This is a genomic window from Lujinxingia sediminis (assembly GCF_004005565.1).
Classification (GTDB): Bacteria; Myxococcota_A; Bradymonadia; order Bradymonadales; family Bradymonadaceae; genus Lujinxingia; species Lujinxingia sediminis.
Genome location: NZ_SADD01000009.1, coordinates 44,100 through 58,083 on the forward strand (window position 1 = coordinate 44,100; position 13,984 = coordinate 58,083).

General features: G+C 61.8%; 7 protein-coding genes. 3 read left to right on the top strand and 4 right to left on the bottom strand.

What is annotated here, in order from left to right; translation table 11 throughout:
* Positions 1 to 37: 37 nt before the first annotated feature.
* The 4 genes from EA187_RS14530 to EA187_RS14545 form a co-directional block, all read right to left on the bottom strand.
* On the bottom strand, positions 38 to 1,147 hold the full coding sequence (locus EA187_RS14530; RefSeq protein ID WP_127780741.1) for a tRNA-queuosine alpha-mannosyltransferase domain-containing protein: 1,110 nt from the start codon (positions 1,145 to 1,147) through the stop codon (positions 38 to 40).
* Positions 1,148 to 1,153: 6 nt separating this feature from the next.
* Positions 1,154 to 1,723 carry a hypothetical protein gene (locus EA187_RS14535; RefSeq protein WP_127780742.1) on the bottom strand — a complete coding sequence of 190 codons (570 nt, stop codon included), beginning with the start codon at positions 1,721 to 1,723 and terminating at the stop codon, positions 1,154 to 1,156.
* Positions 1,724 to 1,842: 119 nt separating this feature from the next.
* Positions 1,843 to 2,454 carry a 30S ribosomal protein S4 gene (gene rpsD / locus EA187_RS14540; RefSeq protein WP_115605776.1) on the bottom strand — a complete coding sequence of 204 codons (612 nt, stop codon included), beginning with the start codon at positions 2,452 to 2,454 and terminating at the stop codon, positions 1,843 to 1,845.
* A gap of 255 nt (positions 2,455 to 2,709) precedes the next feature.
* Entirely contained in the window at positions 2,710 to 3,366 is a 657-nt protein-coding gene (locus EA187_RS14545; RefSeq protein WP_127780743.1) for an SDR family oxidoreductase, read from the bottom strand.
* A 199-nt stretch (positions 3,367 to 3,565) separates the two neighbouring features.
* Here EA187_RS14545 and EA187_RS14550 point away from each other — a divergent pair, with 199 nt between their 5' ends.
* From EA187_RS14550 to rpoC, 3 genes are all read left to right on the top strand, one after another.
* The gene (locus EA187_RS14550) at positions 3,566 to 4,966 is read left to right on the top strand and encodes an NERD domain-containing protein kinase family protein (protein WP_115605772.1); all 1,401 of its coding nucleotides are present in this window, start codon (positions 3,566 to 3,568) and stop codon (positions 4,964 to 4,966) included.
* A gap of 517 nt (positions 4,967 to 5,483) precedes the next feature.
* Positions 5,484 to 9,701 carry a DNA-directed RNA polymerase subunit beta gene (rpoB, locus tag EA187_RS14555; protein ID WP_127780744.1) on the top strand — a complete coding sequence of 1,406 codons (4,218 nt, stop codon included), beginning with the start codon at positions 5,484 to 5,486 and terminating at the stop codon, positions 9,699 to 9,701.
* 90 nt (positions 9,702 to 9,791) lie between these two features.
* Positions 9,792 to 13,952 carry a DNA-directed RNA polymerase subunit beta' gene (gene rpoC / locus EA187_RS14560; protein ID WP_115605768.1) on the top strand — a complete coding sequence of 1,387 codons (4,161 nt, stop codon included), beginning with the start codon at positions 9,792 to 9,794 and terminating at the stop codon, positions 13,950 to 13,952.
* The last annotated feature ends 32 nt before the right edge of the window (positions 13,953 to 13,984 follow it).

Below are 13,984 nucleotides of genomic sequence, written 5' to 3' on the forward strand. Positions count from 1 at the left end.
GTGGCACAATGGTGTGCACCACGGGCTGCAAAGAAAGTCAGTTAAGAGCATTTAATAGTCTGGCATAATCCCATTTTTGCCGTTCCCAGCGCAAGATTGAAAGATCGGGTGGCGATGATTTGCGCAGGCCTTCGGGATTGATCAGGAGGCGTTTAAGCGCCTCAATAAGCACCTGAACCTGGGTCTGATGGTCCTCGTGGGAGGGGTAGAGCCAGCGCTCCTCAAAGAAGTCCGGGTAGGCCTGGCGAGCCGGCAAGAGGGGCCGGCAGCCCAGCGCGACGGCTTCCTGAACGGCAAGACCTTGAAACTCGTGTCGGGCAGTCGAGACAACGACATCGCAGCGCCGGAGCCAGCCCAGGTAGTCGGCGCGAGTCTCGGCGTAGCCGAAGTGGTCGATGCGGTGAGCAAGCTGATGGCGGGCCTGAGCGAAGATCGGTGGGGCGTTGCGGAAACGCGGGCCGAGCACCACCAGGCGGAAGTCCACGTTTTGAGCGTCGAGCGCGAAGAGGGCTTCAAAGAAGGCGCGCGGATCTTTGTCGTGCTCCCAGCGGTGGTTCCACACCAGGCGCAGCGGGCGATGGGGATCGCGCTCCGGCGTCGGGATCCCCTCGCCGCCTGCGACTTCGAAGAGGGCGTCGGGTAGTGGAACGGGGAGCACACTCGCGCGCTCTCTCAACGCCTCAAGAGTCGTTGAGGGCACGCCATCGGGCATCTTTTTAAGGAAGGCTGCGGTACCCTCAAAAAAAGTGCGCAGGTTAAAGGGGGAGTTAAAGATCACCCGGTCGGCGGCCATCGCCGTATACAGGTTGGTGATGATGTAATGGGCGCGATCGCGGTCTTCTTTGAGCGGGTAGACGGCCTGGTTTTCGTGAAAGTAGACCGCGGTGGGAAGTCGGCAGAGCTCGGGGCGAAGTCCGCGCAACGTGGCCAGATCGACCATCGAGGTGACCAGCAACGCCTCGTATTCAGCCGCATCCAGGGAGAGGTCGGCCGCGAAACTCAGTGCGTTGCCGCGCATCCGCCAGGGAAAGTGGCGCGGGGGCAGTGTGCGGATGTCGACCTCGATGCCCTCGAGGTTCTCCGCCAGGCCGCGCGCCCACTGGGCGTGGCTGTGCGCATGGTACGCCGATAGGAGCAGAACCTTCACGCGCGCTCAGGGGGCCGGGGTGATGTGAAGCTCAACGGGCACGGTCGCCTCGGCAACCACGCGCCCGACCGCCGCAAAAAGCAGATCGAAGCGCTGCGGTATGGGCGGTGACGCGATGAGGATGCGCAGACGATCGGCCGGCTCAAGGCCCTTGAGGGCCTCGGTGAGAGCAGCGACCAGCGCATCCTGATGCTCGGTGTCGCTGGCTGCCTCGGGGGAGCCTGGGAGATCGGCGTTTTCTGCCCCGGCGAAGGTCAGCGCGACGGGTTGGCCGTCGATCAGCAGGCGCCCCTCGTCGTCAAAGTTCAGTCGGAGCTCCGCGGTGGAGGTTGCCATGACCCCCTCGCTGTGGTGCGCCTGAATATCCTCTGCCTGAGCCTCGGCAGGGGCTTCGCTCGAAGCGTAGATCACCCCTTGCTGGCCTGCGCGGGTGCGCTCGGCGGCAGTGCGCGCGGTGGCCTCCGCGCTGAGCTGCTCCCGGGTGTCGACAGGGCGGGGGACAGGTCCTGTGCCGCAGGCCACAGGGGCGAAGACGAGCAGGGCGACCAGCAGGCCACCGAGAGGCATCAGGCGCATAGCAGCTCCTCCAAAACGCCAGAGCGCGAGGCGTCCCCGAATAAGGGGTCGCGCTCGCGCCTGGTCGTGTGTCCAAAAACAAACGCCCCGCCGTGAAGCGGGGCGGGATGCTGCGAGAATCAGAGGCGCGGCGAGTAGTACTCGACGACCAGGTTCTCCTGAACCTGCACCGGGATATCTTCGCGGCTGGGCAGAGCCAGCATCTTGCCGGTGAGGGTCTTGGAGTCAAAGCTCAGGTAGCCGGGCATACGCAGGGTGGGCTGGGCCACCGATTCCTGAACGATGTTCAGCTCGCGGCTCTTGGCGCGGACCGAGATCTCGCGGCCGGGCTCGACGCGGTAGCTGGGGCGGTCGACCTTTTTGCCGTCGACGACCACGTGGCCGTGGACCACAAGCTGGCGGGCGGCCGGGATGGTCGGAGCCAGACCCAGGCGGAAGATCACGTTGTCGAGGCGCTGCTCGAGAAGACGCAGCAGCACAAGGCCGGCCGGGTCTTTGGAGCGCTGCGCTTCCACAAAGAGGTTACGAAGCTGGCCTTCGCTCAGGCCGTAGTTGTAGCGAAGTTTCTGCTTCTCATAGAGCTGCTTCTTGAACTCGCTGAAGCGCTGGCGGCCCTGGCCGTGTTGTCCCGGCGGGTAGGGGCGGCGGTCAGCAAGCTTACGGGTCAGACCCGGCAGGTCAGTGCCGAGGCGACGGGCGATACGAAGGCGCGGTCCAGTATAACGAGCCATAGTTGATTCTATCCACGGGTGCGTTGACGTTTTTTGGGTCGGCGTCGTGTTGACATCGGGCGACCCATCCAAAGGGGGTAAGGCTTTATAAGTGCGTCGAGCCAGCCACGCGCTGCTCGAATCGGCAGCAAAGGGCGCAAACCATAGGGTCGGCACCGCTCGAATGCAAGACCAGAGCGTGAGAGGGGCCTTGCGGTTGGGGCTTTTTGCATAAAGCGGCCCCGGGCGCAAGTCAAAGCGTCGAGCTCTGTTGGATCAGTGGGCCTGGGCGTAGAGAGCGTCTCCCAGGGAGGCGACCTCCGGAGCGTGGATTACGCCCCGGTGCTCGGGCTCCAGAGCCGCGCGCAATAAGGCGATGGCGGCCGTCTCCACGCGCATCGGAGGCGGGTAGTGCGCGGGGCGCAGGCTGGCGAAGAGCCCCACGATCGCCGCGCCGACCACGCTATCCGGGCGATCGCTCCCGTAGAGAAGGGGCAGGCGCAGGCTGACATGATCGGGGAAGCGCTCGTTGAGCATGGCCTCTGCGCGCCGGGTGCTCTCGATGTAGGCCGAAGGCACAAGAGGGGTGGGAGCGGCCGAGCGGTAGACCACGCGGCTGTGGACCAACCCCGGCGCTTCGATAAGCCCCTGCAAAGCCTTGACGTTGTGGCGTTCCAGCCGACCTTCTGCGTCGTCGAAATGGGTGGTGGCGCAGTAGATCAGTGCATGCGGCGCCGGGGTGGCCCCCGGGTGGTCCGGCCCGAAGGTGTCGGCCTGCACCCACTCGATCCCGGCCACCCATGGGGCATCAAGTCGGGGTGCTCCCCCCGGGGTTAGCGCAACAATACGATGACCGATCGCCCGTCCCAGCCGGGCGACCTCCATGCCCAGGTAGGTATGCGCGCCGAAAACCAGCAGTCTCAGGGGTTGCATGGGACTCCTCAGATCGTATTTCAATGTTGTTTCGTCATAGTTCGATCAAAAAGGGCTTTTGACATCTCCCCCCAAGGGGGCAAACTCTATCCCTCCTGAGCGACCGAGCGAATTCGCGTTGACGGAACCCTTAAAGGCGAATGAAGCCGCCCGATACTGCGTGTCGGGCTACGAGAGACCCATAGACGACCACTTGCGTATGGCAACTTATATCCCGATTGGCGCTCCGGCCAATGATGCCGAGACCGAGGGGATGCGGCTTCTGCGTGATCTGCTCCCGGAGCATTACGTGGTGATCGGTAATTTCGATCTTCGCCTTAAAGGGCGCCGCAACTCTCTGGAATTCGATGCAGTGGTCATTGGCGAGCACGGCATCTACGCGGTGGAGATCAAGGGGTGGAGCGGCCCGATTGAAGGGGCGGCAGGCCGTTGGAAGACGCCCTGGACAACGCTGGACAATCCGCTGACGCATCTGGAGCGCAAGACCAAGGCGTTGCGCCAGTTCATCTCCGAGGGGGTCGGGGGGCTTCAGGCCTCGATCTTTTGCTCGCCGGTGGTGCTTTTTCCTCGTCCGGTGGAGGGGCTGACCCTTCCCGAAGCGCAACGCCGCCATGTGGTGCAGCCCGACGAGATCTACGGCTACTTTGTCGATCTGGATCTTCTGCGCGAGCAGGGCCCCGGCCCCTTAAGCGACGTGCAGCTGCGCCAGGCTGTGGTCGATGCGATTGTGCCCCGGGCAAACGCCCTCAAGGATCGGGTGACGATCGAGGCCTATGAGATCGAAGAGGAGCTCGAAGTCGGCCACCGCCACTGGCGGGAGTACGTGGGGCATCATCGTTACGTAAAGAGCCGCGGCAAGGTGCGCATCAAGGCCTACACCATGGATCTGCTCGGTGAGGCTGAGCGCCAGCAGGCCGAGCTGGCCCGGGCGGTGCGCGACACCGAGGCGCTCTCGGTACTCGACGATAACCCTTACGTGGCGCGCTCCTACGATATGGTGCGCGACCAGGACGATGAGCTGATCTTCTACATGATCAGCGAATACGTCGGCTCTCGGACCCTGGGTGCTTATCTGGAGCGTGCGCGCGAGCATGGTTGGAAGCTCGATCGTCGTCTCAAGATTGCCTGCGCTCTGGTTGAAGCGGTGCAGAGCATTCATCAGGCAGGCATCATTCATCGCAACCTGCACCCGGGGGTGATCTACATGACCCGGGCCCACGCGCGGGTGCCTTTTAAGGTTGCCGACTTTGACTTCGCCCGAATTCAGCAGCTCGAGTCGATCTCCGATGAGCTCAACAGCATCGGCACCGAGGGCTACCGCGCCCCGGAGTTGTGGATGGGTGAGCCTTATGATCACCGGGTGGACATCTTCTCGCTCGGTGCGATCCTCTTTGAGCTGCTCACCCTGGAGCGCCTTTTTGAGGGGATGGGCGATCTCCTGCAGATCGACGAGATCTGGGCCAGGCGGCGCGAGGCGATCGTATGGCCGGAGCTGGTCGAGGCGATAGGCCAGATGCTCAGGACCAGCGCTGAGCAGCGCGTGGACAGCCTGGACGCCGTCGCCGACGCCCTCGACGCGATCGCTGCGCTTGCGGGTTAAGCGCCGGGGGAAATTTCCCTTGACAGATTCCTTCATTTGTTCTTGACACCCTCAAGGCGCGCTCATACTCTACGGCGCCTTACCCGCCCTGCGTCCGCGTGAGGTCCGTGCGGCATGGGTCGCCCCATAAACGTGGCCCGGGGATTATAAGGGTTGGACATTGTTAAATGCACAGACCGCTCGGCCTCCAACAGGCCGGCGGCGGTACACGTGATAAGAAGGTTCCGCATCGAGAGCTCCCAGCGTACACCCGGCACCCCGAAAGAGCTGGATCTCGAAGAAGGCGGAGCCTTTTTTGTACGTCAAAGAACAGGTTGGATGAGGTAGGGCGCGGTGAACCGCGACCCGCATTCGGTGAGTGAACTCACCGCGGCGGGATTTGGACATTTCAGGCAGGCAATTGATGTCACCGTCCTGCGGAACTCAAGGCTAACCCGAGCGCGTCAGGCGCTACTCGGGGCCGATGAGGTCTGCGAGGCGGTGGATCGCTATTCTGGCAGCACTCCAAGGAGAGACGATGGGTCTAACGATCAAGTCGAACTTCCGGGTCCGCAAAGACTACGGTTCGATTAAGAAGATTGTCGACATTCCGAATTTGATCGCAGTGCAGCGGCGCTCCTATGACGATTTCCTTCAGACCGACGTGCCTCACGAAGAGCGCACCGACACCGGTCTGCAGGGCGTCTTCAAAAGCGTCTTCCCGATCAAGGACTTCAACGAGACCTCGACTCTGGAGTTTATCAGCTACAACCTCGAGAAGCCCAAGTACGACATCGAAGAGTGCATCGCGCGCGGCATGACCTATGCGGCGCCGGTCAAGGTGGTGATCCGCCTGGTCGTCTGGGATGTGGATGAAGACACCGAGATGCGCAGCATCCGCGACGTCAAAGAGAAAGAGGTCTTCTTTGGCGACATCCCGCTGATGACCGAGAAGGGTACCTTCATCATCAACGGTACCGAGCGGGTCATCGTCAGCCAGCTGCACCGCTCTCCCGGCTCCTTCTTCGACCACGATAAGGGCAAGAGCCACTCCTCGGGTAAGTTCCTCTACTCGGCGCGGGTGATCCCCTACCGCGGCTCCTGGCTCGACTTTGAGTTCGACGCCAAGGACATCGTGCACGTGCGCATCGACCGTAAGCGTAAGATGCCGGCCACCGTCCTGCTTCGCGCTCTGGGCTACTCCACCGAGGAGCTGCTCAACTACTATTACGACACCGAGCAGATCTTTTTGGAGGGGACCAACTTCTACAAGACGGTCAACCTCGATCTTCTGCCCGGGCAGGTCGCCTCGCGCGAGGTGCTCGATGATGAGGGCAACGTCCTCGTCAAGAAGGGTAAGAAGTTCACCCGTGGCTCCACTCGCCGCATCTCCAAGGCCGGCCTGACGCGTATTCCGATCGCGCTCGAAGAGGTGCTCGGTAAGGTCGCCGCCGAAGATATCTTCGATATGGAGACCGGCGAGATCCTGGTGGAGTGCAACGAGGAGCTCACCGAGGCCAAGCTCGAAGAGCTGCTCACGCGTGGCATTGAGTCGATCAACGTGCTCTTCATCGACAACGTCAATGTCGGCCCCTACCTGCGTAACACGCTTCTGGTGGACAAGATCACCAACGCCGAAGACGCGATCCTCGAGATCTACCAGCGCCTTCGCCCCGGCGATCCCCCCACTCAGGAGCAGGCGCAGAACCTCTTCGACAACCTCTTCTTCAACCCGGAGCGCTACGACCTCTCGGACGTGGGTCGTCTGAAGCTGAACTACAAGTTCCACCGCGAGATCGTGGTGCCGCTTGAGGAGCGCGAAAAAGCGCTGCTGGAGAAGATCGAGTCGGCGTCGAGCAAGAAGGCCCGCGAAGAGGCCGAGGCCGAGCTGGCCGAGGTCACCGACGAGCTGGATCGCTGGCGCGTTCAGACGCTTCGCGAGGAGGATATCCTCGAGACGATGCGCTACCTCATCGAGCTGCGTAACGGCCGCGGCACCGTCGATGATATCGACCACCTGGGTAACCGTCGCGTGCGTACCGTTGGCGAGCTGCTGGAGAACCAGTACCGCATCGGCCTTGTGCGTATGGAGCGCGGTATCAAGGAGCGCATGAGCATCTCGCAGGACATCGAGACGCTGATGCCCGACGACCTGATCAACGCCAAGCCGGTGAGCGCGGTGATCAAGGAGTACTTCGGCTCCAGCCAGCTCTCGCAGTTCATGGACCAGAACAACCCGCTCTCGGAGGTTACGCATAAGCGTCGCCTCTCGGCTCTGGGACCGGGTGGTCTGACCCGCGATCGCGCCGGCTTTGAGGTGCGCGACGTTCACGTCACCCACTACGGTCGTATCTGCCCGATTGAGACCCCTGAAGGACCGAACATCGGTCTGATCGCGTCGCTCTCGACCTACGCCCGTATCAACAAGTTCGGGTTTGTGGAGACGCCGTATCGCAAGGTGGTCGATGGCAAAGCCACGACCGACGTGCGCTACTACTCGGCACTTGAAGAAGAGAATAACGTCATCGCCCAGGCCAACGCCGAGCTCAACGACGATGGCAGCTTCGTCAACGAGCAGGTCGCCGCGCGTGATGCCGGTGAGCCGACCTTTGTCACTCCCGACAAGGTCACGCTGATGGACGTCTCGCCCAACCAGCTTGTGAGCGTGGGCGCCGGCCTGATTCCCTTCCTGGAAAACGATGACGCCAACCGCGCGCTGATGGGCTCGAACATGCAGCGTCAGGCGGTGCCGCTGATGCGCTCGCGTTCCCCTCTCGTCGGTACCGGCATTGAAGGGACGGTGGCGCGTGACTCCGGCATCACCATTGTGGCCCGGCACGCCGGCGTGGTGGAGAGCTGCGGTGCCGACCGCATCGTGGTGCGCCCCGATGACATCGGTGACCAGCTCTTTGTGAAGCCGGACATCTACAACCTGCTCAAGTTCACCCGCTCCAACCAGGGCACCTGCTTTAACCAGCGTCCGCTGGTCGATGTGGGCGACCGGGTTGAGGCCGGCGAAATCCTGGCCGACGGCCCCTCCACCGAGCGTGGGGAGCTGGCGCTGGGCCAGAACTGCGTCGTTGCTTTCATGCCCTGGAACGGGTTCAACTTCGAGGACTCCATCCTTCTGAGCGAGCGCCTGGTCAAAGAAGACTGGTTCACCTCGCTGCATATCGAGGAGTACGAGGCCACCGCCCGCGACACCAAGCTGGGGCCCGAAGAGATCACCCGCGACATTCCCAACGTGGGTGAAGAGGCGCTGGCCGATCTTGATGAGGCCGGTATCGTGCGCATCGGCGCGGAAGTGGCCGCTGACGACATCCTCGTCGGTAAGATCACGCCCAAGGGTGAGTCGCAGCTCTCGCCGGAAGAGAAGCTGCTTCGCGCGATCTTCGGTGAGAAGGCCGGTGATGTTCGCGACACCTCGCTGCGCATGCCCCCGGGTACCTCCGGCACCGTCATCGGTGCGCAGGTCTTCTACCGTGAAGGTGCTGAGAAGGACGAGCGCACCATCGCGATTGAAGATGCCGAAGAGGCCAAGCTGCTCAAGGATCAGAACGACGAGATCCGCATCCTGCGCGATGCTGCGTATCGCAAGATGCGCGACATTCTCGGCGGCAAGAAGACCCGCAGCGATCTGGTCGACGAGTCGCGTCAGGTGCTGGTCTCCGGTGGCACCAAGCTCACCGAGAAGGTGCTTAACGAAGTGCCGCGCCGCTACTGGGCAGACTTCGACATCGATGAGGATACCTCCTCGAAGCTCATGCAGATCCTGGGCGACGTCGAAGACCAGATCCTTGTTATCCGCACCAACTACGGCGACAAGATCGCCAAGGCGCGTAAGGGCGACGATCTGCCTCCGGGCGTCATCAAGATGGTCAAGGTCTACGTGGCCGTGAAGCGCAAGCTTCAGGTCGGCGATAAGATGGCCGGTCGCCACGGTAATAAGGGTGTTATCAGCCGCATCCTCCCGGAAGAGGACCTTCCCTTCCTGGAAGACGGTACGCCGGTGGACGTGGTGCTCAACCCGCTGGGTGTTCCCAGCCGTATGAACATCGGTCAGATCCTTGAGACGCACCTGGGCTGGGCTGCCCGCGGGCTGGGCGTGCGCATCACCGAGATGCTCGAGGAGATGCAGAAGCCGGAGAACCTGCGCGAGTATCTTCTCAGTGCGTTCAAAGACGAGGAGACTCGCCAGATCATCAAGGATGTGGATGACGACAACCTCCTTGAGTTCGCCCGCTCCATGAAGGGTGGCGTGCACATGGCGACGCCTGTCTTCGACGGGGCTCCGGAGACGGAAATCCGTGAGATGTTGGAGCTGGCCGACCTCGATGTCAGTGGTCAGTCGATCCTCTACGACGGTCGCACCGGCGAGGCGTTTGATAGCCCGGTGACCGTGGGTGTGATGTACGTGCTCAAGCTGCACCACCTTGTTGACGATAAGATTCACGCCCGCTCGATTGGGCCCTACAGCCTTGTGACTCAGCAGCCGCTCGGTGGTAAGGCGCAGTTCGGTGGTCAGCGTCTGGGTGAGATGGAGGTCTGGGCCATTGAGGCTTACGGCGCCGCCTACACCCTCCAGGAATTCTTGACGGTGAAGAGCGATGATGTGCAGGGCCGCACGCGCATCTACGAGTCGATCGTCAAGGGTGACTTCTCGCTGGATCCGGGTCTGCCGGAGAGCTTCAACGTGTTGATCAAAGAACTCCACTCGCTCTGCCTCAACGTCGAACTTCTCGAAGACGTGGCGTAAGTGCCGAGCGCAGGATCGCCGGGAGCCTGAGCTCCCGGCGCTCAACGACGATGATCGTATGTACCTCTTGAGTCCCTGAAGGAGGGTACCTTGAAAGATATCTTCAGCTTCTTCGAAAAGCCCAAAGACCCGTTAAGCTTCAGCGCGATCCGGGTTGGAATCGCCAGCCCGGAGAAGATCCGCGAGTGGAGTCACGGCGAAGTTAAAAAGCCCGAGACGATCAACTACCGCACCTTTAAGCCGGAGCGCGACGGCCTCTTCTGCGCCAAGATTTTCGGTCCGGTCAAAGATTACGAGTGCATCTGCGGCAAGTACAAGCGCATGAAGCACCGCGGGGTGGTCTGCGAGAAGTGTGGTGTGGAGGTGATCCAGTCGAAGGTGCGTCGTGAGCGCCTGGGACACATCAACCTGGCCACGCCGACGGCGCATATCTGGTTCTTGAAGAGCCTTCCCTCGCGTATCGGTAACCTGCTCGACATCACGCTTAAGGATCTGGAGAAGGTCCTTTACTGCGTGGCGTACATCGTCACCGACCCGGGCTTTACGCCGCTGACCAAGGGTGAGGTGCTCTCCGAGCAGAAGTACATGCAGTACCTCGAAGAGTACGGTGATGTGTTTGAGGCGCGCATGGGCGCCGACGCCATCAAGGATCTGCTGGCCGAGCTCGACATCCTGCGCATCGCCGAAGAGCTTCGCGCGGAGATGAAAGAAGCGACCAGCCAGGCCAAGCGCAAGCGGATCGCCAAGCGCCTGAAGATCGTCGAAGCGGTGCGTGACTCGCAGAACCTGGCCGAGTGGCTGATTCTCGACGTTATCCCGGTGCTTCCTCCCGATCTTCGCCCGCTGGTGCCGCTGGACGGGGGCCGCTTTGCGACCTCCGATCTCAACGATTTGTACCGCCGGGTGATCAACCGCAACAACCGTCTCAAGCGCCTGCTCGACCTGCACGCCCCGGAGATCATCATCCGCAACGAGAAGCGGATGCTCCAGGAAGCGGTCGACGCGCTCTTTGATAACGGTCGCCGCGGCAAGACGATCACCGGTCCGAACAAGCGTCCGCTCAAGTCGCTCTCGGACATGATCAAGGGCAAGCAGGGCCGCTTCCGTCAGAACCTTCTCGGAAAGCGCGTCGACTACTCGGGTCGTTCGGTTATCGTGGCCGGCCCCACGTTGAAGCTTCACCAGTGCGGTCTTCCTAAGAAGATGGCGCTCGAGCTCTTCAAGCCCTTCATCTACAACCGCCTCGAAGAGAAGGGTTACGTCACCACGATCAAGAGCGCCAAGAAGATGGTCGAGCAGGAGCGCTCGGAGGTCTGGGACGTGCTCGATGAGGTGATCAAAGAGCACCCGGTGCTGCTTAACCGTGCGCCGACCCTGCACCGTCTGGGGATCCAGGCGTTTGAGCCGGTGCTTATTGAAGGTAAGGCCATTCAGATTCACCCGCTGGTCTGCGTTGCGTACAACGCCGACTTCGACGGTGACCAGATGGCCGTGCACGTGCCGCTTTCGCTCGAAGCACAGATGGAAGCGCGCGTGCTCCTTTTGAGCACCAACAACATTCTCTCGCCGGCCAACGGCGGGCCGATCATCGTGCCGACGCAGGATATCGTCCTGGGTTGCTACTACATGACCAGCGAGCGTCCCTTTGCGCGCGGTTGCTACCGCGAAGATGAAAAGGGCCGCCCGATCGCCGGTCTGTATGCGAACCTCGAAGAGGTGCGCATGGCCCATGACGCTGATCAGCTCGACCTGCTCGCCAAGATTCGCGTGCGTCATGAGGGTGAGATCGTGGAGACGACCTGTGGTCGTGTGCTCTTCTACGAGATCATTCCCGATGAGCTTCCCTTCTCGCTGGTGAACCGCTCGCTGACCAAGAAGGCTTTGGCCAACGTCGTGGACACTTGCTACCGGCTGTCGGGCAACAAGATGACGGTCCTGTTGGCCGACGCCATCCGTACGATCGGCTACACCTACGCGACGAGGGCGGGGATCTCCGTCTCGATCGGGGATATGGAGATCCCGGGCAACAAGTGGACGGTGGTCGACGCGGCGCGCGAAGAGGTCAACGAGATCCAGGCGCAGTACACCGAGGGTCTGATCACCGACGGTGAGCGCTACAACAAGGTCGTCGATATCTGGGCCAACGCCACCGAAGAGGTCGCCAGCCAGATGTCGCAGGAGATCTCGACGCAGAAGTTCGTCGATAAGGTCACCGGGGCGGAAGAGGTCAGCAAGTCCTTTAACCCGGTCTTCATTATGGCGGACAGCGGGGCGCGTGGTTCCGCCCAGCAGATGCGTCAGCTCTCCGGGATGCGTGGTCTTATGGCCAAGCCCTCCGGTGCGATCATTGAGACGCCGATTACGGCGAACTTCCGTGAAGGTCTGACGGTGCTCGAGTACTTCATCTCGACGCACGGTGCCCGTAAGGGTCTGGCCGATACGGCGCTTAAAACGGCGAACTCCGGTTACCTGACCCGTCGTCTGGTCGACGTGGCCAACGACTGCGTGGTCATCGAGTTTGACTGCGGCACGCTCGACGGCATCGACCTGACCGCGCTCTATGAGGGCGGCGAGGTGATCGAGTCGCTCAAAGACCGCCTTCTGGGCCGTGTTGCGCTGGAGCCGATCTGGGATCATAACGACGAGATGCTCGTCGACGCGAACGATACGATCGAAGAAGAGGTGGCCGAGGCGATTGAGAACGCGGGCATCGAGAAGGTGCGCGTGCGCTCCACGCTGACCTGTCAGTCTGAGAATGGCGTGTGCGTGCGCTGCTACGGCCGCGACCTCGCACGTGGTCGCCTGGTCAACGTCGGTGAGGCGGTGGGTACGATCGCCGCGCAGTCGATTGGTGAGCCGGGTACCCAGCTGACGATGCGTACCTTCCACATCGGTGGTATTAGCTCGCTTCGCGTTGAGCAGTCCGCCCACGAAGTTCGCTTCAGCGGTAAGGTGAAGTTGGTCAACGTGCGTCTGGTCGAGCGCGATGAGAACGGCACCCGAGTCAACATCGTGATGACCCGTAACGGGGAAGTCTCGATTGTGGATGATGAGGGCCGTGAGCGTGAGCGCTACCCGCTGGTTTACGGTGCGCGCCTCTACTTCAGCGACGGCGAAGTGATCGAGCAGGGCGCGACGCTTGCCGAGTGGGAACCCTTCGCAACGCCGGTGATCACCGATGTGGCCGGTCTGGTGCGTTACGAAGACATCATCGAAGGCGTCTCCATGGAGGAGCGCGTCGATGCGGACACCGGTCTCTCGCGTAAGGTCATCATTGAGAGCCGTGACTCCAGCGTGCGCCCGAAGATCGTCGTTCGCGAAGATAAGAAGGGCGGTAAGGTTCTCTCCACGCAGTTCTTGACCGCCGGCGCGGCGCTCTTCGTCAACGAAGGACAGCCGGTGGAACCGGGTCAGATTCTGGCGAAGGTTCCGCGCGAAACCACCAAGAACAAAGATATTACCGGTGGTCTGCCGCGTGTTGCCGAGCTCTTTGAAGCCCGTAAGCCGAAAGAGCAGGCGATCATCAGCGAGATCGACGGCATCGTCTCCTTCGGTCGTGAGACCAAGGGCAAGCGCACCGTCATCGTCACCCCGGACGTGGGTGAGGAGAAGGCGTACAAGATTCCCAAGAACAAGCACATCACCGTGCTTGAAGGGGACCGCGTGCGTGCCGGTGAGGCGCTGATGGAGGGTTCGGAGAACCCCCACGACATCCTCAAGGTCAAGGGCCGCAAGGATCTGGCGAAGTACATCGTCGATGAGATCCAGGAGGTCTACCGACTGCAGGGCGTCGGCATCAACGATAAGCACATCGAAGTGATCGTGCGTCAGATGCTGCGTAAGGTCCGCATTGTGGAAGTTGGCGACAGCGACTTCCTGACCGATGAGCAGGTGGAGCGCTCGGAGTTTGAAGCGGTCAACCGTAAGCTGGTTGAGAAGGGCGGTCGCCCGGCGGTCGGTCAGGATCTTCTGCTGGGGATCACCAAGGCCTCGCTCTCGACCGAGAGCTTCATCTCGGCCTCGAGTTTCCAGGAGACCACCAAGGTGCTCACCGAGGCCTCGCTTGCGAGCAAGGTCGACTACCTGCGCGGTCTTAAAGAGAACGTCATCATGGGTCGCCTGGTTCCGGCCGGTACCGGCGCCACCCAGTACCAGAAGCTTCGCCACAAGGTGGATTCGCCCGAGGAGCTTCCGGATGATATTCGCCGTCGCTTCGGAACGCTTGATGAAGAGATGGCCGCCGGGGAGTGATTGCTCCCTGAGCTGCAACGCCCGGCCTTGAA